The sequence below is a fragment of the Mesorhizobium sp. M8A.F.Ca.ET.202.01.1.1 genome (genome assembly GCF_004791595.1).
In the GTDB taxonomy this organism is placed as follows: domain Bacteria; phylum Pseudomonadota; class Alphaproteobacteria; order Rhizobiales; family Rhizobiaceae; genus Mesorhizobium.
Genome location: NZ_SRUN01000005.1, coordinates 186,941 through 207,108 on the forward strand (window position 1 = coordinate 186,941; position 20,168 = coordinate 207,108).

A 20,168-nucleotide genomic window follows, 5' to 3' on the forward strand; every position below is an offset into this window, starting at 1 on the left:
GCGATGGACTTTGTCGTCACCACACTGCTCAACGCGTTGACGCTGATCAGCATCCTGATGCTGGTCGGGCTCGGGCTGGCGATCAGCTTCGGCCTGATGAACGTGACCAATCTGGCGCATGGCGAGTTCGTCACTGTCGGTGCCTTCGCGGTCTATTTCGTCCAGAGCATCGGCGGCTCCTTCTGGCTGGGGTTGCTTGCTGCCCCGATCGCCGGCGCGGTGGTCGGCTGCATCCTGGAATTCGCCATCATCCGCCACCTTTACTCGCGGCCGGTCTCGACCGTGCTCGCCACCTGGGGTGTCAGCCTGATTCTGCAGCAAGGGCTGGAGCTGACCTTCGGGCTTGGCGCCAAGCCGGTGACGCCGCCGATCGAGGGTACGTTCGACCTGTTCTTCACCGTCTATCCGGCCTACCGGCTGATCCTGATCGGCATCGCCATGCTGACCTTGCTCGGCGTGATCCTGCTGATCAGCCGCACATCCTTCGGGCTCGACATCCGCACCGTCATCCAGAACCGGGAAATGGCCGAGGGCGTCGGCATCAACACGCGCCGCACCTACGCCATCGCCTTCACCTTCGGTGCGGCAATCGCGGGCCTGGCCGGCGGGCTGGTCGCGCCGCTGGCGATCGTACTGCCGCAGATGGGGGTGAACTATCTCGCCAACGCCTTCTTCGTCGTCATCGTCGGCGGTGTCGGCTCGATCGGCGGCCTCGTCGCCGGCAGCGTCTTCGTCGGCGGGCTGACCAGCATCCTCAACTACCAGATCTCGCCATCGCTGGCGCAGGCGATCGTGCTGCTCGCGGCCATCGTTGCCGTGCGGCTGCGGCCAAACGGCCTGTTCAACGGAGCGTCGCGATGATCGCCCGGGACCGCAACTGGCTGCTGGTCTTTGCCGTCTGCGCCGCACTCGCCGTCATCTATCCCTTCTTTGCCGACGGCTACCAGCTGACAGTGATCCGCGATGCGCTGATCTTCGGCCTGTTCGCCGCCAGCCTCGACTTCTTCTGGGGCCGCACCGGAATCCTGTGCTTCGGCCACGCCGCCTTCTTCGGCATTGGCGGCTACATCATGGCGCTGGTCACGCTCAACGACGCCATTCCTTTCGGCAGCCTGCTCGGCATCATGGGCGCGGTCACGGGTGCGGCCTTCGTCGCGGCCATCATCGGCTACTTCCTGTTCTTCGGCGGCATACGCGGCAGCTACTTCACCATCGTCACACTCGCCATGGGCGTGATCTGCCAGCAGGCCGCGGTCTCCTGGAGTTCGGTCACCGGCGGCGACAGCGGCTTGATCGGCATCCCGCCGATCGCGTTCGATGTCGGCGGCTTGCATGTCGACCTCAGCCAGGACCTGCCGAGCTACATCTTCGTCGCGGCCATCGTCGCGATGGCCGTTCTGGCGCTCTGGTCGATCAGCCGAGGCCGCTGGGGCACGGTGCTGACCGCAATCCAGGACAATGAGGTCCGGGCGGCAGCACTCGGTCACAATGCGCCCTTGCGGCTGCTTGTCACTTTCGTCCTGTCCGCGGCGATCGCCGGCCTTGCCGGCGCGCTCTATGTCTGCATGGCGGGGCTTGTGGCGCCAGATCTCTCCGGGCTGCTGCTGTCGACGGAAGTCATCGTCTGGGTGGCGGTCGGCGGGCGCGGCACGCTGCTTGGCCCGGTCCTGGGCGCCATCGCCATCCAGCGCGCGCAGCAGACCATCAGCAGCTTCAATCCGAGCCTGTGGCCGCTGCTGCTCGGCTGCGTCTTCGTCATCATCGTCTTTGTGCTGCCGGACGGCATCCTGTCGATCTACGCGCGGCTGAAGAGCCTGTTCAAAGGCCGGAGGCACGCGCGATGAGCGACGTCCTGCTCCAGGCCGAAAATGTCGGCATCCGCTTTGGCGGGTTGCAAGCGCTGGAAGGGTTGAACCTGACGGTGCGCGACAAGGAACTCTGCTGCATCATTGGGCCGAACGGCGCCGGCAAGAGCACCTTCCTCAACGTTTTGACCGGCACGCTTCGCCCGACCAGCGGCAGCGTCCGTTTCCTCGGCCACGACATTGCCGGCCTGCCGCTGCACCGCATCGCCCGGCTCGGCATCGCCCGAAAATTTCAGATCCCGTCGGTCTTCCCCAGCCTCTCGGTTGAGGACAATCTCAAGGTCGCACGGTGGGGCGCCCCATCGCCGGCCCGGCCAATCGGTGAATTGATGGAGCTGGTCGCGCTGACCAATCGGGCGGCTAGATTGGCCGGCGAACTGGCGCATGGCCAGAAGCAATGGCTGGAAATCGGCATGGCGCTGGCGATCGAGCCACGGCTGCTGCTGCTCGACGAGCCGACGGCCGGCATGACGCCGCAGGAGACGCTTGCCACAGCCGAAATGCTGCTGCGCCTGAAGGGTGAGTTTTCTATCGTCGCCGTCGAGCACGACATCCGCTTCGTGCGGGCGCTGAACTGCGAGACGCTGGTGCTGCATCAGGGGCGCCGGCTGCGAAGCGGTCCCTTCCACGACATCGAGGCCGACGAGATGGTCCGCGACGTCTATCTGGGGAGGCGCTGACCATGCTGCGCACGCTTGCCGTCTCTGCCGGCTACGGCCTGCTTCCGGTGCTGAACGGCATCGATATCAGCGTGGCATCCGGCGAAGTCGTCGGCCTGCTTGGCCGCAACGGCGCCGGCAAGACGACGCTGCTGCGCGTCATCGCCGGCGCCTTGAAGGCAAGCGGCGGTGCTGTGGTTCTCGGCGACCAGGATCTCACCCATGCTTCGGCCTTCCGCCGAGCGCGGGCGGGCATCGCGCATGTGCCGCAGGGCCGCGGCATCTTCAACCAGCTGACCGTGCGGCAGAACCTGGAGGTCGGCACCCGTGCCGCCCAGGACCGCGGCGACGGCGACATTCCAACGGACATTTTTGGCTATTTTCCCATCCTGCGCGAGCGCGAGACGCAGGTTGCCGGCACACTCTCGGGCGGCCAGCAGCAGATGCTGGCGATCGGCCGCGCGCTGTGCGGCCTGCCGTCGGTGCTGCTGCTCGACGAGCCCTCGGAAGGCATCCAGCCGAACATCGTGCAGTCGATCGCCGAGCTGGTGCCGCGCATCGCGCGCGAGCGCGGCATCGCCATCGTTCTGGTCGAACAAAATCTCGATCTCGTTCTCAAGGCCGCCGATCGCTGCCTGGTGATGGAGAAAGGCAGGATCGTGCACGAGGGCACGCCGGAAGCATTCGCCGACGAGACCCTGCTGAAGGACCTCTTGGCTTTGTAAGGCGTGCATGGGGCGCGCCTGGGATTGGAAGGGAACACTACAATGATAAGCAGAAGAACTATCCTGAAATCCGGCGGCGCCGCCGCCGCCTTCGCCATGGTCGGCGCGCCGTCGATCCTGCGTGCCGCCGATACGGTCAAGGTCGGACTGTCGATCCCGATCACCGGGCTGCAGGCGATCCTCGGCGAGACGCTGCTCAATTGCTACAAGCTCGCCGCCGCAGAGCTCAACGCCGCCAACGGCATCGGCGGCCGCCAGGTCGAGCTCTTCATCGAAGACAACCAGACCACGACGAAGGGGGCGATCGACAAGGCGCGCAAGCTTCTCAACGAGGACAAGGTCGACGTGATCATGGGCACGATCATCTCGCCCGAGCGCAGCGCCACGCTGTCGGTGACCGCGAAAGCCAAGAAGCTGTTCTTCTACCCGACCAATTTCGAAGGTGGCGAATGCAACCGCTACTTCGTCGCCACCGGCCCGATCCCGATGCAGCAGGTCGACCCGATGATGCCATGGGTGGCCGACAACCTCGGCAAGACGATTTACATCATGGCCTCCGACTATGCCTGGCCGCAGAAGATGACCGAGGCGATCACCTTGGCTTACGAAAAGGCCGGCGGCAAGATCATCGGCGCCGACTACTATCCGTTCGGTACCACCGATTTCGGCCCGGCGTTCCAGAAGATCAAGTCTCTGAAGCCCGATGTCGTCTGGTCGATGGTGGTCGGCAACGACGCCGTCACCCAGCTCAAGCAGTACCGCAGCTTCGACATCAAGCAGCCGGTGATCGCGCCGCTCGACGAGGTCTTCAACAAGGACGCGCTGCCGCCCGGTGTCGCCGCCGGCACCTACGCGCCGCAGCCCTACTGGATGGCGCTCGACAATCCGGTCAACAAGAAGTTCATCGCGAGCTTCCGCGAAAAGTTCGGCCAGGAGAAAATGGTCAACGGCATCGGCGAAGCCGGCTACAACGGCCTGCATCTCTACGCTCTGGCCGCCGAGAAAGCGGGCTCGCTGAAGGACGACGATGTGCTGAAGGCGCTGCCGACGATCGAGTTCGACGCACCGCAAGGCAAGATCCGCGTCGATGCCTCGAACAACCACACGCTTTGCCATTCCTATGTCGGCAAGGCGGCGGCGGACGGCATCGGCTACGAGATCGCCAAGGATTTCGGCACCATCGCGCCGGTAACGCCTTACTGCAAGCTGTAGGCCACACCCGGTCTGACGGCGGTGGTGCCGCTGCCGTCAGCTCGCCTTTGGCGCCGGCAGGCGCTCGCGCAATTCGTCGACAAGCACCCTGGTGTTTTCGGAATAGTCGATCGGCACGACGACGAGGTGGACCCCACCACCGGTGAAGGCCTGTTCCAGCGTCGGTTGCAGGTCGGCTATCGCGCCAACCCTGGTCCCCTTGGCGCCATAGGCCTCGGCGTATTTGACGAAGTCGGGATTGCCGAAGGTCATGCCGAAATCCGGGAACTCGTCGACCGCCTGCTTCCAGCGGATCATGCCATAAGCATGGTCTTCGAGCAGCAGGACGACGAGGTTGAGCTTGAGCCTGACGGCGGTCTCCAATTCCTGGCTGTTCATCATGAAGCCGCCGTCGCCGCAAATGGCCATGACACGGCGCTGGGGGTAGAGCAAAGCCGCCATCATCGCCGACGGCAGGCCAGCGCCCATGGTGGCGAGCGCATTGTCGAGCAGCAGCGTGTTTGCCATGCGCGTGCGGTAGTTGCGCGCGAACCAGATCTTGTACATGCCGTTGTCGAGCGCGAGGATCCCCTCGGCCGGCATCACGGCGCGCACGTCGTGCACGATGCGCTGTGGCGTGAAGCGGTCTTCGGTGGCGCGCGCGGCGATGCGGCTCAGAATGCCTTCGCGCAGCGGCAGCAGAGCTTGCGCGTTGTGGATCTTGCCTTCGACGCGGTCCGCCAGCAGCGCCAGCGACGGACCGAGGTCGCCGACGATCTCGGCCTGCGGAAAATAGACCTGCTCGACGTCGGCTGAGTGGTAGCCGACATGGATGACCTTCGGTCCGTTGGCGCCCATGATGAAGGGCGGTTTCTCGACCGTGTCGTGGCCGATGGTGATGATCAGATCGGCCTGCTCGATGGCTTCGTGCACATAGTCGCGTTCCGAGAGTGCCGCCGTTCCCATGTAGAGTTCGGTGCCGCCGGGCACGGTGCCCTTGCCCATCTGAGTGGTGAAGTAGGGGATCTGCGTGCGCAGCACGAATTGGGCGATGTCAGGGGTGACGCGCGGGCGCGACGCCGCCGCGCCGAACATCAGCAGCGGACGCTTGGCCTCGATGATCATGCGGGCGGCGCGATCGAGCGCGGCCGCGCTGGCTATGGGGAGGTCGACCGGGTGTGTCGGCACCAGCGCGACCGGCTCGCACTGCGCCGCCGCGATGTCTTCCGGCAGCTCCAGATGCACGGGGCCGGGGCGCTCCTCCTGCGCGACGCGGAAAGCTTCGCGCACCAGCGAAGGGATCATCCTGGGCGAGACGATCTGGCGCGACAGCTTGGTCAGCGGCTTCATCGCCGCGACGATGTCGACGATCTGGAAGCGCGCCTGCCGCGACGACAGGATGCCCTTCTGGCCGGTGAGCATGATCATCGGCATGGCGGCGAGCAGCGCATAGGCCGCACCGGTCGTCAGGTTGAGCGCGCCGGGGCCAAGCGTGGTGATGCACACACCCGGCTTGCCGGTGAGCCTGCCATAGGTGGCGGCCATGAAAGCGGCCGCCTGCTCGTGGCGGGTCAGGATGAGCTGGATCGACGAGCCGCGGATGGACTCGACGATGTCGAGATTCTCTTCGCCCGGAATGCCGAAAATCCGATCGACCCCTTCATTCTCGAGGACAGCCACGAACAGATCCGAACCCTTGGTCATCAACCGTCTCTCCTGCGATGCGCGCATTCCGCCAGCCATCTTCATATGGCACCGGAACGCGACGCCTCAAAGAGGGCTAGTCGTCTGCTGGCGATCACGCCATCATTTTCGGCAAGCCGGCCGCCAATGCGTCGACGGCCAGCCGGACCTTGAGCAGCAGATGCGGCGTCTGCAGCCAGAGCGCATGACAGTCGTAGGGATAGCGCGGCTGGTCCGGCAATAGTGCCACCAGCGCGCCGGCCTGGATTCGTTCGCGAACCAGCCAATGAGGCAGCCACGCGAGGCCCATGCCGCCGACGGCGGCATCGGCGATGGCATCGAGATCGTCGAGCCGCAGCCGGCCGTTTGGCATGAGTTCGAGCGCGGCTTGTCCCTCGCGCGGAAACAGCCAGGGCTGAGCGATCATGCCGAGCCGGCGGTAGACAATCGCCTGATGACCGGCGAGGTCCTCGATCCGCCGTGGTTCGCCATGAATTTCCAGATAGGAAGGCGCGGCACAGACGACCATGTCCTGGCGTGCAACGCGGCGCGCAATCACGCCTGCCTTGTCGTCCAGTTCACCGGTCCGAATGGCGAGGTCGTAGCCATCCTCGGCGAGATCGGCGAAGCGGTCGCTCAGCGACAGGTCGAGCTCCAGCATCGGATACCGCCGCGCCAATTGCAGCAATAGAGGGGTCACGCAGTGGCGACCGAAATGCGCCGGCATGGTGACGCGCAATTTTCCCCGCGGTTCCGAGAGCTGATCAGCAGCAAGCGCATCGGCGGCTTCGGCCTCGGCCAGCACCAGCCGGCACCGCTCATAATAGGCGCGGCCGAAATCGGTCAGGCTCTGGCGGCGCGTGGTCCGGTTGATGAGACGCACGCCAAGCCTGTCCTCAAGAAACCGGACATGCTTGCCGACCATCGGTCCGGATAGATCGAGCACGGTAGCCGCCGCCGCGAACGAACCGAGATCAACGGCCCTCACAAACACGGCCATGCTTTCAAGCCTATCCATTTTCGAAACTCCTGGTTTCTACTGCACAATATAAACAGCCATTTATCGCCAACGGGCTTCGCCTCATAGCTCATTCGGTTCAGATAATTTGGAGTGAGCAAAATGACCCGTATCGTCCGCTTCCACCAGCATGGTGGTCCCGAGGTCCTGCGCATCGAGGAGGTCGATCTTCCCCCGCCGGGCCAGGATGAGGTTCAAATCCGCGTCAAGGCACTCGGCCTCAACCGCGCCGAGGCGCTGCTGCGCGCGGGCAGCTATATCGAGACACCCGTGCTTCCCTCCGGGCTTGGGCTGGAAGCGGCAGGCGTCATCGAGACAATTGGCGAAGGCGTGACCGGGCTGAGCCCCGGCGATGCCGTCAGTGTCATCCCGCCGCAATCGATGGTTCGCTGGCCGGCTTATGGCGAGCTTGTCACCTTTCCCGCCGGGCTCATCGTCAAACACCCGCCGTCCCTCGACTGGGGGACGGCGGCGGCGATCTGGATGCCGTACCTCACCGCCTATGGTGCGTTGATCGAGATCGCCAAGCTGGGTGGACAAGACTTCGTCGTCATCACCGCCGCCTCCAGCAGCGTCGGGCTCGCCGCGATCCAGATCGCCAACAGGGTTGGTGCGACAGCGATCGCGGTGACGCGGACGTCAGCGAAGAGGCAAGCACTTCTCGACGCCGGCGCAGCGTATGTGGTGGTGCTCGAGGAAGAGGAACTGGCGGAAAGACTGGGCCAGATCGCCGGGCCGCAAGGCGTACGCGTCGTGTTCGATCCGATCGCCGGGCCGATCTTCGAGCCGTTGACCGCGTCCATGTCGTCGGGCGGCATTTTGATCGAATACGGTGGCCTCAGCCGCGAGCCGACGCCGTTCCCGTTGCCTGCGGTGCTAGGAAAGACACTGACGTTGCACGGTTATCTCGTCCACGAGATCACCGGAAATCCGGAGAAGTTGGAGGGTGCCAAGGCGTTCATCCTCCAAGGGCTTGAGGACGGCACGCTGAGGCCGATCATCGACAGAACGTTTCCCTTCGACCAGATCGTCGAGGCGCATTGCTATCTCGAATCGAACGAGCAGTTCGGCAAGATCGTCATGACGGTTTGAGCAGCAATCATTCTCACCGGCAATATTACCCCTTGAAGGCGCCGCCCCGCATTCCTAAATCCCGAATGCGGGCCGGGCCCCTCTGACTGTCGCTTTTCGGCGACCGTGATGTCGGACCGCTATAACGGGCCCCTTTCCATTCTTTTCGGTCGAGCGGGCTCATTCCTTCATTGGTTCGGAGCCCCTGATGACATCATCTCTGCTTGGTATGGTTTGCCCCTCCTGCCGCGTCGCGCTCGTAATGAGCGAACGCCAGGGGATCGAGATCGACTATTGTCCGCAGTGCCGCGGCGTCTGGCTCGATCGTGGCGAACTCGACAAGATCATCGAGCGCTCCGGCAGGGATGCGCCGCCCGCGCCGCAACCACAGCCGGCAGCATTCTCCCAGCCGCACCATGGCCGGGACCGCGATGACGACTATTCCCGCTCGCATGGCCAACGCTATCCGAAGCGGAAGAAGTCGTTCTTCGAAGAGTTGTTCGACTGATCGCATGACGCCCGCCACCCGGCCGACGTTTTGCTGAAATTTCCGAAACCACATCGATAAAGGTCACCCCGATGACTTCCCGCACAAGCCGATTTGCCGCCCTCTTCGCTGGACTGTTCCTCGCCTTCTCCATGGTCGCGATCGATCATGCCGAGGCGCGGCGCGGCGGCAGCTTCGGCAGTCGCGGCACGCGCACCTTCCTGTCGGCACCGCCGACCAGGACCGCGCCGGCGCCGACCGCGCCGGTCGAGCGTTCGATGACACCCAACACCGGGGTCAACAATGCTGCCCGGCAGCCGCAGGCCGGCCCGCAGAGGCCTGGCTTCATGAGCGGCTTCGGCGGAACGATGATGCGCGGCCTGCTGCTCGGCGGCCTGATCGGACTGCTCGTGGGCCAGGGCTTCGGCGGCCTCGCCGGCATGTTCGGATTCCTGCTCCAGGCCCTGCTCATCGGTGGCGCCATCATGCTGGCCATCCGGTTCTTCCGGTCGCAATCTGCGCGTGGTCCCGCGCCCGCGCTCGCCGGCATGGGCAATGCCCAGGCTTCGCGGTTCGAGAACCGCGCAACGGCACAGAAGGAGACCGGAACCGGGGGTTCCTTCACGATTCCCGGCTTTGGCGGCGGTTCGGGCGGAGGCCATGAGGCCACCGGATCCGAGGAGATCACGCTGGCCCAGACGGACCTCGACGCCTTCCAGCAGTTGTTGACCGAGGTCCAGGAAGCATTCGGCCGCGAAGACCATGCCGCATTGCGCCGGTCGGTGACGCCCGAGATGGTGTCCTATCTGTCGGAAGAACTGGCCGACAATGCCCAGAAAGGTCTCAGAAACGAAGTGTCCGATGTCACCCTGCTGCAGGCCGACATCGCGGAAAGCTGGCGCGAGGATGACCGCGACTACGCCACGGCCGCATTGCGCTACGAGTCTCGCGACGTGACGCGCGAACGGGCGAGCGGCAAGGTCGTCGACGGTGACGAGGATCATCCGACAGAGGCGACAGAGTTGTGGACGTTCACGCGCCAGAATGGCTCGACCTGGAAGCTCTCGGCAATACAAGAGGCTTGAGTCCGGCGAGCCTGCTGGCGATCAACCCACGATCTTGACGCACATCGGCGTGCCGATCTCGATGGCGCGTCCGGTTTCGGTCAGCATGCCGGTGCTGGCATCGCGGGCAAAGATCGAGATGCGGTCGGCGTTCTGGTTGGCCGAGAACAGATGACCGCCCGACGGTGTCAGCGCAAGGTTGCGCGGCGTGGCACCCCCGCAAGGAACATAGCCGACAAGGCGCAAGCCGCCGGTCTCCTGATCGACCGCCATGATGACGATGCTGTCGTGGCCGCGGTTGCCGCCATAGACAAAACGGCCATCCGGCGAGATCTGGATATCGGCGCAGTGGTTGGTCTCACGCGCCTCGTCCGGCACCGCCGGCTTGATGTCGATGATCGACAACCTGCCGGTCGCATTGTCGAGTGCCATCGAGACAATCGTCGAATCCAACTCGTTCATGACAAAGACGAAGCGGCCGTTCGGGTGCAGGGCGATGTGACGCGGACCGGCACCCGCTGGCAGTGCGGATTCGGCGAGCTTCACCAGACCCCCGTCCTGACCGATCCGGTAGGAGACCAGCCGGTCGATGCCGAGGTCGGCGACGATTGCCGTTCCACCGGCAATGGTTTCGTTGACGCTGTGCGCATGCGACCGCTCCTGCCGCGCCGCATTCGTTCCGGTGCCCTTGTGCAACACGCTGGCCAGCGGCGCGGACAGCGCACCGTCCTTGTCAAAAGCATAGATCGCCACCGCCCGATCCGGGCCACCCTGCCCGGCGCCATAGTTGGCAACCAGGAGTTTCGTCCCGTCACGGGTAATGCTGTTGTGGGCGGTGATGCTGCCAAGGGCGGGCTGCTTGTTCAGATAGCTCAGCCTGTTCGAGGCCCGATCGAAGCTGTAGGCGGAGACAGTTCCCTCCCGCCAGGTCGACACTTCCGAGTTGGCATAGAGGCGCGAACCATCGGGGGTGACGGACAGGAAGGTCGGGTTGTCGATGTCGTTGGTCTCAGCCAGCTTTTGAACAGCCAGCGTCCTTTCATCAAAACTGTAAACACCAAGACCAACACCGCGGGCGCCCTGAAAATACGGCGCCTCGCGGTTCAGACTGCCGACAAACACCAGACAGGCATTCCAGACACCGCGCATGATTTCCTCCTGCCTGCCCGCGCTGCCGCGCGCCAAACCCGGTCAAAATTTCGCCTGTCCTCGCTTGCAACGCAACCCCATATGTGAAAATAGTATTTACAAAAGAAGATTGACGGGAGGAGACGTCGTGCAGTCAGGCGCCTTGATGCGTGCTCGAATGATAGACCGGGCGTTCTCGCGAGATCGGTGGATTGCGCCATGAACGATTTCGCGCCAACCGTCGGCGTTGCCTCGACGCACCCTGCGAACATGCCTGCCGATCATGCCGCCCTGCCGGTGTGGAACGCCGAGAACTGGTTCTACGAGGACTGGCCGGTCGGCCAGAAAATCCGCTCGTTGCGCCGCACCATGGCCGAGGGCGACAGCCACCTCTTCAACACACTGGTCCTCGACATCCACCCCTATGTGCAGGACCAGATGTTTGCCGAGAGCGAGGGCATTTTCGGCAAACGGCTGATTGCCGGCGCGTTCGTCTTCTCGGCGGGCCTCGGGCTGGTCGCCACCAACTGTGTCAACGCCTTCTCCTATGGCTACGACAAGCTGCGCTTCATAAAGCCCGTCTTCATTGGTGACACGATTTATTCGATCCGCTCCAACCTCGACAAAAAGCCCCGCTACAAGGAGATGGGGCTGATCCGCGCCAGCTACGAGGTCTTCAAGGGTGAAGGCGAACTCGTTTTGTATTGCGAGCATTTGCAGACGGTGAAATACCGCAACCCTGCTGATTTCGTCGGCAAGACGGAGAAATGAAGATGCCGGCAGCAGCCGAATTGCCGCTTGCCGGCCTCGTCGTCGTCGACATGAGCCAGTTCCTGTCCGGGCCGTACTGCTCGCTCAGGCTGCTCGATCTCGGCGCCCGCGTCATCAAGATCGAACGTCCTGACGGGGGCGACCTGTCGCGCCGGCTCTATCTCAGCGACACCGAGATCGGCGGCGATTCCACCATCTTCCATGCCATCAACCGGGCCAAGGAAAGCCTGGCCATCGATTTGAAGAACGAGGCGGACCTCAAGGCATTGCGCGGGCTGCTGGCCAAGGCCGATGTGCTGATCCAGAATTTCCGGCCGGGTGTCATCGAACGGCTCGGCCTCGATTACGAGGCCGTCCGCCAGATCAATCCGCGTCTGGTCTATGCCTCGATCAGCGGCTATGGCGAGGAAGGTCCATGGGTCAAGCGGCCCGGCCAAGATCTGCTGGCGCAATCGCGCTCCGGCGTCATGTGGCTAAACGGCGACGAGGACCAGGGGCCGGTGCCGTTCGGCCTCGCCATTGGCGACATGCTGGCGGGCGCGGCCTGCGCGCAAGGCATATTGGCCGCATTGGTTCGGCGCGGCATCACCGGCCAGGGAAGCCATATCGAAACCAGCTTGTTGGAAGCGCTGGTCGACTTCCAGTTCGAGGTGCTGACCACGCATCTCAATGACGGCCGCCGCCTGCCCAGACGCTCAAGTTTCCGCAGCGCGCATGCCTATCTGTCGGCGCCTTACGGCGTCTATCCGGCCAAGGATGGCTACCTCGCCATCGCCATGACGCCGATCCCCAAGCTGGCCGACCTTTTGTCGCTCGGAGAACTGGCCCCCTATCGCGACAGACCGGCATCGTGGTTCACCGCGCGCGACGACATCAAGGCAATCATCGCGCGGAGAATTGCCACCAAGACCATCGACGAATGGCTTGATATCCTCGAACCAGCCGACATCTGGTGCGCCAAGGTGCTGACCTGGCCCGAGATGCTGGCAAGCGAAGGCTTCCAGTCGCTCGACATGCTGCAGACGGTGACGCGCGAGGATGATGTTTCCATCCTCACCACCAGTTCGCCGCTCAGGGTCGATGGGATCAGAGCCAAGGTCGACCGCGCGGCGCCGCGCATCGGCGAACACAGTGCGAAAATCCGCGCGGAGTTCGATCTGTGAGCGTGCATAAACTCAAGGGCATGACCTGGAGCCACCCGCGCGGCTACGATCCGATGGTCGCGTGTTCATCTCGGTGGGAGCAGAAAACCGGCGTTGCCGTCGAATGGGACAAGCGCTCGCTGCAGGATTTCGAATCTTTCCCGGTCGAGGAATTGGCGCGGGCCTATGATTTGATCGTCATCGACCATCCGCATGTCGGCCAGATCACGGCGGAGCGCTGCCTTGAACCGCTTGATGTCGCCGGCCGCGAGGGCGAGCGCGCGGCGCTCGCCTCCGGCAGCGTCGGCCAGTCCTATCCGAGCTACAGCTGGCAAGGCCGGCAATGGGCGTTTCCGATCGACGCGGCGGCGCAGGTGCAGGCCTGGCGGCCGGATGCGCTCGATGCGCCGGCAGCGACGTGGGGCGAGGTGCTCGATCTCGCCCGCCAGGGCCGTGTGCTGCTGCCGCTGCGGCCACCGCATTGCCTGATGACCTTCTACACGCTGGCCGGCAACCTCGGACGTCCTTGCGGGACCGACCCGTCCCACGATCTCATCGCTATCGAGACAGGCAGCGAAGTCTTCGAGAGGATGCGCGAGATCGCGGCGCTGCTCGACCCGGCCTGTTTCGACATGGACCCGATCGCCGTTTCGGAGCGCATGGCGGAGGCCGGCTCCCGCATTGTCTGCGCACCGCTGATCTACGGCTATGTCTCTTATGCGGCGTCGGGTTTTCGCGCGAACAGGCTGGCCTTTGCCGACATCCCGGTCATTGGTTCCGATGGTCCGATCGGCTCGGCACTCGGCGGCACGGGCATAGCCGTTTCAGCTTTCTCTGAGGCTAAAGAGGCGGCGATCGATTTCGCCTATTGGGTCGCCAGCTGCGATGTCCAGCGCGGCATCTATGCCGCCGCCGGCGGCCAGCCGGGCCACGCGGCTGCCTGGGAGGACCAGGCTGTCAATGAAGCGACCGGCAGCTTCTATCGGGACACGCGCGCAACGCTGGAGGGCGCCTGGGTGCGGCCGCGCCATGACGGCTACATGGCGTTCCAGCAGGCGGCGTCCGACCGCATCAATTCCGGGCTGACCTCCGGCCATCCGGCCGGCCAGGTCGTCGCCGATCTCATCAGCCTGTTCCGGGCCAGTACCCAGGCGCCCACCTGAGGGACCTGAACTGCATCGTTACTTCAACCGCCATAGCCTGCGGGCATTGCCCGACAGCAGCCCGTCGCGCTCCGAAATGCCGCAGCCCGAAAGCAGCGCATGGGTCGCCGCCACCCAGGTCGACAGACCGCCGCCAAGCGTGCAGACCGGCCAGTCGCTGCCCCAGACGACACGGTCCCAGCCGAACGCACCGATCGTGTGTTCGACATAAGGCCGCAGCGTCTCGACGGTCCAACTGCCGGGATCGGCATAGGCGACCACGCCTGAAATCTTGGCCATGACGTTCGGACGCCGCGCGATCTCGCTCATATGTTCGCGCCAGGGATGCTCGGCGTTGCCCTTGATGTCGGGGACGCCGCAATGATCGAGCACGAACTGGACATCGGGAGCCAGATCGGCGAGCGCGATCGCCCTGGGGATCTGGTGCGGCAGCACGACGAGGTCGAAGGTCAGGCCGGTGCCGCCAAGCCGCTTGATGTTGTCGCGGAACAATGCCCCTTCCGAAAGCTCATCCGGCACGACGTGAAGGACGCGGCGGAAACCCTTGACGAAGGGGTTCGCACGCTGGCGTTCGAGATAGGCAGGAAAGTCACCCTCTTCCGGTCGGCAGGATGCGATCACCCCGGCCAACATGCTGCCGGACTGCCGCGACAGGCCTTCGACACGGGCGGTTTCCGCCTCTATGTCGGCCGGATCGACATCGACCTCCATATGCAGCACGCGCCCGACACCGACACGCTGAGCCTCCACCGCATATTCCTCATAGGAGAAATCGCGGTTCAGCGCCGGCACGCCGGCAAGCCAGGGATAGCGCAGGGCCGAGCGATCGATGAGATGCAGATGGGTGTCGATGATCATGGCGAGGCTCCTCCGATAGCTTTTTTCAGATCATCTCACGGAGGAATTCTTCATTCAAATAAGAATTCACGCCGCTGAGCCGACAGCCGACCCGGCCAGATGCGACAGCTTTTCGCAGGTTGCCAGCAACAGCTCGATGGTCCGTGTGATATCGGGCGCGGATGGCGCATTGACCACCGTGATGTAGGGGATGGATAGCGCCGCGATGGCCTTGCCGTCGGAACCGCGCACCGGGGCCGAGAGGTTGAAGACGCCTGCCGTCTGCATGGAAGCCATCATCTCGTAGCCGCGGTCGCGGATCTGGTCGAGACGGGCGAAGAACTCGGCCGGCTGCGCAGTCTTGTCAGTGCTGCGGACGTGCTCGGAAATCATCATCTGGCGCTCTTCCGGCGAACGGAAGGCGAGCAGGACGTGGCCCGAACCGGTGTCGAACAGGCTGATGTGGGAACCGACGCGGATCGAGATGCCCCAGTAATTCGGCGCTTCCTGCTGGCCGATCACCACGGCGGAACCGCGATCAAAAACAACGAGTTGGTTGGCCTGCTGCGAGGTCTCGGCAAGCTCGCGCATCAGCGGCGTCGCATAGGAAACCAACCGCCTCACCGGCGCGTGCAACTGGGCCAGGCCAAACAGCTTCAGTGTCAGCGAATAGCGGTCGCCATCGAGCCGCGTGACGTAGCCGCGCCGCACCAGCCGGTCCAGCATGCGGTAGAATTCATTGGGGCTGCGGTCGAGCTTCTTGGCGATTTCGGCCTGGGTCAGGCCTCCGTCGACGCCGGCCAGCAGTTCGAGGATGTCGAGCCCCTTGTCGAGCGCCGGCGCGCGGTAGCGCTCGTCTTCGCTGTCGTCCATGGCTCATCCCTCCAGTGAATTCAGCTCTTCATATACGCAGGAACGCAGCCGGCGGAAACAAATTTCGCCTTGACGTACGTATGAATGTTTTGTTTGTATATGAATGTAGCATCTTTTGTCACGTGACGAGTTGCGGGCGCCATCGAGGCGCACCCAGGGAGGATATCGATGAACAGACTGCTTTCCGGCGTGTGCGCCGGCGCATTGGTGCTTGCGTCAGGCGCAGGCGCAGCCCTTGCCGGCGACCTGCCCGGCAAGTTCGAGGGCGTGACCGTCGACGTGAAGCTAATCGGCGGCCAGCAATATGAAAAGCTCTACGAGCGCATACCCGAATGGGAGAAGGCGACGGGCGCCAAGGTCAACATCCTGACCAAGAAGAACGGCTTCGACATCGACAAGGAATTGAAGTCCGACATCGCCTCGGGCAGCACCAATTGGTGCGTCGGCTGGAACCACTCCTCGTTCGCGCCGCAATATACGGGCCTCTACACCGACCTCAGCAAACTGCTGCCGAAGTCGGAGATCGACGCCTTCGTACCCTCGACCATCAAGGCGGCAACCATCGACGGCAAGCTGGAGATGCTGCCGCGCGCGCAGTTCGACGTTTCGGCTCTCTACTACCAGAAGAGCCTGTACGAGAACGCCGACAACAAGACCAAGTTCAAGGCGAAATACGGCTATGACCTGGTGCCGCCGGACACCTGGAAGGAAGTCACCGACCAGGCCGAGTTCTTCGCCAATCCGCCCAATTTCTACGGCACGCAATTCGCCGGCAAGGAAGAGGCGATCAACGGCCGCTTCTACGAGATGGTTGTCGCCGAGGGCGGCGAATATCTCGACAAGGACGGCAAGCCCGTCTTCAATTCCGAGGCTGGCATCCGGGCACTCGACTGGTTCGTCAACCTCTACAAGGCCAAGGCCGTTCCGGCCGGCACCACCAACTATCTCTGGGACGATCTCGGCCAGGGCTTTGCCTCCGGCACCGTCGCCATCAATTTGGACTGGCCGGGCTGGGCAGGCTTCTTCAACGATCCGAAGTCGTCGAAGGTCGCCGGCAATGTCGGCGTCAAGGTCGCGCCGAAAGGCTCCGCCGGAGTACGCACCGGCTGGTCGGGCTTCCATGGATTCTCGGTGACCGAGAACTGCCCGAACAAGGAGGCTGCCGCATCGCTGGTGTGGTGGCTGACCAACGAGGACAGCCAGAAGTTCGAGGCCGCCGCCGGCCCGCTGCCGACCCGCAGCGCGGTCTGGGACTGGGACCTGCAGCAGGCGGCCAACGATCCCTACAAGAAGGAGGTTCTGTCGGCTTTCCAGGAAGAAGCCAAGCACGCCTTTGCCGTGCCGCAGACGCCCGAGTGGATCGAGATTTCGAACGCCGTCTATCCCGAGCTGCAGGCCGCGATCCTCGGCGACAAGACCTCCAAGCAGGCACTGGATGAAGCCGCCGCCAAAGCGACGCAGATCCTGCAGGACGCCGGCAAACTCTAACCAATGCTCCAAAGGCCGCCTCTCCCATCGTGAATGGGGGAGGCGATCGCGTCTTGCCGGTACTGTTCACCGGGTCGGGCCTCGGCCCAACATTGCATGCCAGACACCAAAGGACCCCGATGAAGGGCTTCAAGCCATCCGCGCCATTCCTGCTGCTGCTTCCGGCTATCATCGTGCTGGCGGCGGTCGTCGTGGTGCCGTTGCTGCTCTCGCTCTATTCCAGCTTCACGCCGTTCCGGCTGACCAAGCCCGAGACGTTTTTCGTCTTCGTCGGTTTCCGCAACTATCTTTCGATCCTAGGCAACACCGATTTCTGGTGGGCGTTCGGGCGCACGGTTCTGCTGCTGACGATCGCGCTCAATCTCGAAATGCTGCTTGGCCTCGGCTTGGCGATGCTGGTCGAGAAGGCGACGCGCGGGCAGCGCATCCTGCGCACTCTGATGATGTTTCCGATGATGTTCTCGCCGATCCTCGTCGGCTTCCAGTTCAAGTTCATGTTCAACGACAATATCGGCCTGGTGAACAACGCCCTGCAGTCGCTTGGCATCACCAGGGATGCCATCCCCTGGCTGATCGAAGGCCATCTCGCCTTCATCGCCATCTCGATTGCCGAGATCTGGTCCTCGACGGCGATCTTCGCCATCCTGATCCTCGCCGGGCTGCTCGCCATGCCCAAGGAGCCGATCGAGGCGGCGCGCGTCGATGGCTGCACCCCGTGGCAGACATTCCGCTATGTGACGTGGCCTTTCGTCATGCCTTTCGCCTACATCGCCATGACCATCCGCTCGCTCGACGTCGCGCGCGCCTATGACATCGTCAAGATCATGACCGACGGCGGGCCAGCGGGCCGCACTGAACTGCTCTGGACGCTGGTGGCCCGCACCGCCTACAGCGACGGACGCATGGGCATGGCCAACGCCATGGCCTATTTCTCGATCCTGCTGTCGATCGCCTTCACCGTCTATTTCTTCAACAAGCTCGCCGCGGCGCGCACGCAGATCGGCGCTGAGTGGTGAAGGGCGGAGTGGTGAAAATGGACGAGAATTCTTCCGCCCGCCTGAAGCGCCGGCTCTTTGGTATCGTCTATCGCGTCGGCCTGTTCCTGGCGATGCTGACCATCTGCCTGCCCGGCCTCTGGATCGTGCTGTCGTCGCTGCGGCCGACGGTCGAGATCATGGCCAAGCCGCCGGTGTGGATCCCGCAGGATATCTCGTTCGACGCCTATGTCGCGATGTTCTCAGGCATCGGCAAGGGCGGCATCCCGGTCATCGAATATTTCCGCAACTCGCTGATCATCTCCGTGACCTCGACGGTGATCGCGGTCGCCATCGGCATGGCCGGCGGCTATGCCTTCGCGCGTTACCGCTTCCGCGGCAAATCCGGCGTTTTCCTCGGACTGATGCTGACGCGCACGGTGCCGGGCATCGCGCTGTCGCTGCCGCTGTTCTTCCTCTATGTGCGGCTCGGCATCATCGACACGCATTTCGGCCTGATCCTCGCCTATGTCGCGCTCAACGTGCCTTTCACCATCTGGCTGATCGACGGCTTCTTCCGCCAGGTGCCGAAGGACCTTGCGGAAGCGGCGCAAATCGACGGGTGCACGCGCTGGCAGGCCTTCTGGCAAGTCGAGTTTCCGCTTGCCGGCCCGGGCATTGCGTCGGCGGCAATCTTTGCCTTCCTGACCTGCTGGAACGAGTTCGCATTGGCCTCGCAACTGACCCGCTCGGTCAGCGCCAAGACGCTGCCGGTCGGCCTGCTCGACTACACGGCCGAGTTCACCATCGACTGGCGTGGCATGTGCGCGCTCGCCGTGGTGATGATCATTCCGGCGCTCACCCTCACTTACATTGTCCAGAAACACCTTGTCGGCGGCCTGACCTCCGGCGCGGTGAAAGGCTGACCCCATGGCAACGGTTTCCCTCAAAAAACTGACCAAGCGCTACGGCAATATCGGGATCGTGCATGGCATCGATCTCGATATTACCGACCGCGAATTCATCGCGCTGGTCGGCCCGTCCGGCTGCGGCAAGTCGACGACGCTGCGCATGATCGCCGGGCTGGAAGAGATCAGCGCCGGCTCGATCGAGATCGGCGGGCGCGTCGTCAACGATTTGCCGCCGCGCTCGCGCAACATCTCCATGGTGTTCCAGTCCTACGCGCTCTACCCGCATATGACGGTGCGCGAGAATCTAGGCTTTTCACTCAAGATCGCCGGGGCCGCCAAGGAAGACATGGACCGCCGCGTTGCCGAGGCTTCGGCCATCCTCGGCCTCGACACACTGCTCGACCGCCGCCCGTCGCAACTCTCCGGCGGGCAACGGCAGCGCGTCGCGATGGGCCGCGCCATCGTGCGCGATCCCGATGTCTTCCTGTTCGACGAGCCGCTCTCCAACCTCGACGCCAAACTGCGCACGCAGATGCGCACCGAGATCAAGAAGCTGCACGCCAAGGTGCAATCGACGGTGATTTACGTCACCCACGATCAGGTCGAGGCGATGACGCTTGCCGACCGCATCGTCATCATGCGCGACGGCTACATCGAACAGGTCGGCACGCCCGACGAAGTGTTCCGGCGGCCGGCGACACGCTTCGTCGCCGGCTTCATCGGCTCGCCGCCTATGAACCTGCATGAGGCCACGGTCAGTGACGGCCATCTGGTTTTCGCCAGCGGCGAGAAGCTGCCTTTGCCCGGCCAGTTCAAAGCCAATGTCGCCACCGGCGACAAGGTCGTGTTCGGGCTGCGGCCCGACGACATCTATCCGACCGGCCATGGCATCAGCTCCGGTGGTGCCGCCGACGTGCATCAGATCGAACTGCCGATCACCGTCACCGAACCGCTCGGCAACGAGACGCTGGTGTTCGTCGAGTTCAACGGCAGCGACTGGGTCTCGCGCATGTTGAACCCGCGACCGCTGAAGCCGGGCGAACAAGTGGCGATGAGCCTCGACCTGTCACAGGCGCATCTGTTTGCCGCCGACACCGGCAAGACTTTGCGGAGATGAC

20 protein-coding genes are annotated in these 20,168 nt (G+C 63.7%); 15 read left to right on the forward strand and 5 right to left on the reverse strand.

The window, feature by feature from the left end; genetic code table 11:
• Positions 1-3: 3 nt before the first annotated feature.
• The 5 genes from urtB to EN845_RS13920 are packed head-to-tail and all read left to right on the forward strand — an operon-like array spanning position 4 to position 4,461.
• Positions 4-861 carry an urea ABC transporter permease subunit UrtB gene (gene urtB, locus EN845_RS13900; RefSeq protein WP_127870538.1) on the forward strand — a complete coding sequence of 286 codons (858 nt, stop codon included), beginning with the start codon at positions 4-6 and terminating at the stop codon, positions 859-861.
• Positions 858-1,844 (forward strand): branched-chain amino acid ABC transporter permease, encoded by a 987-nt coding sequence (locus EN845_RS13905; protein ID WP_127870537.1) that lies wholly within the window; start codon positions 858-860, stop codon positions 1,842-1,844. Before urtB ends, EN845_RS13905 begins: the two co-directional genes overlap by 4 nt.
• The gene (locus tag EN845_RS13910; protein WP_127870536.1) at positions 1,841-2,545 is read left to right on the forward strand and encodes an ATP-binding cassette domain-containing protein; all 705 of its coding nucleotides are present in this window, start codon (positions 1,841-1,843) and stop codon (positions 2,543-2,545) included. Before EN845_RS13905 ends, EN845_RS13910 begins: the two co-directional genes overlap by 4 nt.
• Positions 2,546-2,547: 2 nt before the next feature.
• On the forward strand, positions 2,548-3,249 hold the full coding sequence (locus EN845_RS13915; RefSeq protein WP_127870535.1) for an ABC transporter ATP-binding protein: 702 nt from the start codon (positions 2,548-2,550) through the stop codon (positions 3,247-3,249).
• 42 nt (positions 3,250-3,291) lie between these two features.
• The gene (locus tag EN845_RS13920; RefSeq protein ID WP_127870534.1) at positions 3,292-4,461 is read left to right on the forward strand and encodes a substrate-binding protein; all 1,170 of its coding nucleotides are present in this window, start codon (positions 3,292-3,294) and stop codon (positions 4,459-4,461) included.
• 36 nt (positions 4,462-4,497) lie between these two features.
• Here EN845_RS13920 and EN845_RS13925 read toward each other — a convergent pair whose 3' ends face one another.
• Positions 4,498-6,144 (reverse strand): acetolactate synthase large subunit, encoded by a 1,647-nt coding sequence (locus tag EN845_RS13925; RefSeq protein WP_127870533.1) that lies wholly within the window; start codon positions 6,142-6,144, stop codon positions 4,498-4,500.
• Between the two features lie 94 nt (positions 6,145-6,238).
• Entirely contained in the window at positions 6,239-7,141 is a 903-nt protein-coding gene (locus tag EN845_RS13930) for a LysR family transcriptional regulator (protein WP_127870532.1), read from the reverse strand.
• Positions 7,142-7,243: 102 nt separating this feature from the next.
• On the opposite strand from EN845_RS13930, the gene EN845_RS13935 reads away from it, so the two are divergent.
• The 3 genes from EN845_RS13935 (at position 7,244) to EN845_RS13945 (ending at position 9,784) form a co-directional block, all read left to right on the forward strand.
• Positions 7,244-8,233 (forward strand): zinc-dependent alcohol dehydrogenase family protein, encoded by a 990-nt coding sequence (locus tag EN845_RS13935; RefSeq protein ID WP_127278603.1) that lies wholly within the window; start codon positions 7,244-7,246, stop codon positions 8,231-8,233.
• 187 nt (positions 8,234-8,420) lie between these two features.
• Complete coding sequence (locus EN845_RS13940; protein ID WP_167531354.1) at positions 8,421-8,720, forward strand: zf-TFIIB domain-containing protein; 300 nt, start codon at positions 8,421-8,423, stop codon at positions 8,718-8,720.
• A 71-nt stretch (positions 8,721-8,791) separates the two neighbouring features.
• On the forward strand, positions 8,792-9,784 hold the full coding sequence (locus EN845_RS13945) for a Tim44 domain-containing protein (protein WP_127870531.1): 993 nt from the start codon (positions 8,792-8,794) through the stop codon (positions 9,782-9,784).
• A 21-nt stretch (positions 9,785-9,805) separates the two neighbouring features.
• On the opposite strand, the gene EN845_RS13950 is transcribed toward EN845_RS13945, so the two are convergent.
• Positions 9,806-10,912, reverse strand: a complete 1,107-nt coding sequence (locus tag EN845_RS13950) for a lactonase family protein (RefSeq protein ID WP_127870530.1) — start codon at positions 10,910-10,912, stop codon at positions 9,806-9,808.
• A 198-nt stretch (positions 10,913-11,110) separates the two neighbouring features.
• Here EN845_RS13950 and EN845_RS13955 point away from each other — a divergent pair, with 198 nt between their 5' ends.
• From EN845_RS13955 to EN845_RS13965, 3 genes are read left to right on the forward strand one after another with little or no spacing between them, the layout of a single operon-like run.
• Entirely contained in the window at positions 11,111-11,662 is a 552-nt protein-coding gene (locus EN845_RS13955) for a MaoC family dehydratase (protein ID WP_127278599.1), read from the forward strand.
• 2 nt (positions 11,663-11,664) lie between these two features.
• A complete protein-coding gene (locus tag EN845_RS13960) occupies positions 11,665-12,825 on the forward strand; it encodes a CaiB/BaiF CoA-transferase family protein (RefSeq protein WP_127278598.1) in 1,161 nt (386 codons plus the stop codon).
• Positions 12,822-13,967, forward strand: coding sequence for an extracellular solute-binding protein (locus tag EN845_RS13965; protein ID WP_127870529.1), 1,146 nt, complete (start codon positions 12,822-12,824; stop codon positions 13,965-13,967). The genes EN845_RS13960 and EN845_RS13965 overlap by 4 nt, the downstream gene beginning before the upstream one ends.
• An 18-nt stretch (positions 13,968-13,985) precedes the next feature.
• On the opposite strand, the gene EN845_RS13970 is transcribed toward EN845_RS13965, so the two are convergent.
• Positions 13,986-14,825: an amidohydrolase gene (locus EN845_RS13970; protein WP_127870528.1), complete on the reverse strand. Its 840-nt coding sequence runs from the start codon at positions 14,823-14,825 to the stop codon at positions 13,986-13,988.
• 66 nt (positions 14,826-14,891) lie between these two features.
• Positions 14,892-15,677, reverse strand: a complete 786-nt coding sequence (locus EN845_RS13975) for an IclR family transcriptional regulator (protein WP_127870527.1) — start codon at positions 15,675-15,677, stop codon at positions 14,892-14,894.
• Positions 15,678-15,845: 168 nt separating this feature from the next.
• On the opposite strand from EN845_RS13975, the gene EN845_RS13980 reads away from it, so the two are divergent.
• From EN845_RS13980 to ugpC, 4 genes are all read left to right on the forward strand, one after another.
• Positions 15,846-17,165: a sugar ABC transporter substrate-binding protein gene (locus tag EN845_RS13980; RefSeq protein ID WP_127870526.1), complete on the forward strand. Its 1,320-nt coding sequence runs from the start codon at positions 15,846-15,848 to the stop codon at positions 17,163-17,165.
• A 119-nt stretch (positions 17,166-17,284) separates the two neighbouring features.
• Positions 17,285-18,181: a sugar ABC transporter permease gene (locus tag EN845_RS13985; RefSeq protein ID WP_127870525.1), complete on the forward strand. Its 897-nt coding sequence runs from the start codon at positions 17,285-17,287 to the stop codon at positions 18,179-18,181.
• 17 nt (positions 18,182-18,198) lie between these two features.
• Complete coding sequence (locus EN845_RS13990) at positions 18,199-19,065, forward strand: carbohydrate ABC transporter permease (protein WP_127279176.1); 867 nt, start codon at positions 18,199-18,201, stop codon at positions 19,063-19,065.
• A 4-nt stretch (positions 19,066-19,069) separates the two neighbouring features.
• Positions 19,070-20,167 carry a sn-glycerol-3-phosphate ABC transporter ATP-binding protein UgpC gene (ugpC, locus tag EN845_RS13995; protein WP_127870524.1) on the forward strand — a complete coding sequence of 366 codons (1,098 nt, stop codon included), beginning with the start codon at positions 19,070-19,072 and terminating at the stop codon, positions 20,165-20,167.
• Position 20,168 lies beyond the last annotated feature (1 nt).

What these genes read in the sequence shown, in the direction of transcription:
- EN845_RS13925 (WP_127870533.1), bottom strand. Translation starts at nt 6,144, where the DNA reads ATGACCAAGGGTTCGGATCTGTTCGTGGCTGTCCTCGAGAATGAAGGG.
- EN845_RS13960 (WP_127278598.1), top strand. Translation starts at nt 11,665, where the DNA reads ATGCCGGCAGCAGCCGAATTGCCGCTTGCCGGCCTCGTCGTCGTCGAC.
- EN845_RS13905 (WP_127870537.1), top strand. Translation starts at nt 858, where the DNA reads ATGATCGCCCGGGACCGCAACTGGCTGCTGGTCTTTGCCGTCTGCGCC.
- EN845_RS13910 (WP_127870536.1), top strand. Translation starts at nt 1,841, where the DNA reads ATGAGCGACGTCCTGCTCCAGGCCGAAAATGTCGGCATCCGCTTTGGC.
- EN845_RS13955 (WP_127278599.1), top strand. Translation starts at nt 11,111, where the DNA reads ATGAACGATTTCGCGCCAACCGTCGGCGTTGCCTCGACGCACCCTGCG.
- EN845_RS13990 (WP_127279176.1), top strand. Translation starts at nt 18,199, where the DNA reads ATGGACGAGAATTCTTCCGCCCGCCTGAAGCGCCGGCTCTTTGGTATC.
- EN845_RS13975 (WP_127870527.1), bottom strand. Translation starts at nt 15,677, where the DNA reads ATGGACGACAGCGAAGACGAGCGCTACCGCGCGCCGGCGCTCGACAAG.
- EN845_RS13985 (WP_127870525.1), top strand. Translation starts at nt 17,285, where the DNA reads ATGAAGGGCTTCAAGCCATCCGCGCCATTCCTGCTGCTGCTTCCGGCT.
- ugpC (WP_127870524.1), top strand. Translation starts at nt 19,070, where the DNA reads ATGGCAACGGTTTCCCTCAAAAAACTGACCAAGCGCTACGGCAATATC.
- EN845_RS13920 (WP_127870534.1), top strand. Translation starts at nt 3,292, where the DNA reads ATGATAAGCAGAAGAACTATCCTGAAATCCGGCGGCGCCGCCGCCGCC.
- EN845_RS13980 (WP_127870526.1), top strand. Translation starts at nt 15,846, where the DNA reads ATGAACAGACTGCTTTCCGGCGTGTGCGCCGGCGCATTGGTGCTTGCG.
- EN845_RS13950 (WP_127870530.1), bottom strand. Translation starts at nt 10,912, where the DNA reads ATGCGCGGTGTCTGGAATGCCTGTCTGGTGTTTGTCGGCAGTCTGAAC.
- EN845_RS13935 (WP_127278603.1), top strand. Translation starts at nt 7,244, where the DNA reads ATGACCCGTATCGTCCGCTTCCACCAGCATGGTGGTCCCGAGGTCCTG.
- EN845_RS13915 (WP_127870535.1), top strand. Translation starts at nt 2,548, where the DNA reads ATGCTGCGCACGCTTGCCGTCTCTGCCGGCTACGGCCTGCTTCCGGTG.
- EN845_RS13930 (WP_127870532.1), bottom strand. Translation starts at nt 7,141, where the DNA reads ATGGATAGGCTTGAAAGCATGGCCGTGTTTGTGAGGGCCGTTGATCTC.
- EN845_RS13970 (WP_127870528.1), bottom strand. Translation starts at nt 14,825, where the DNA reads ATGATCATCGACACCCATCTGCATCTCATCGATCGCTCGGCCCTGCGC.
- EN845_RS13945 (WP_127870531.1), top strand. Translation starts at nt 8,792, where the DNA reads ATGACTTCCCGCACAAGCCGATTTGCCGCCCTCTTCGCTGGACTGTTC.
- EN845_RS13940 (WP_167531354.1), top strand. Translation starts at nt 8,421, where the DNA reads ATGACATCATCTCTGCTTGGTATGGTTTGCCCCTCCTGCCGCGTCGCG.
- urtB (WP_127870538.1), top strand. Translation starts at nt 4, where the DNA reads ATGGACTTTGTCGTCACCACACTGCTCAACGCGTTGACGCTGATCAGC.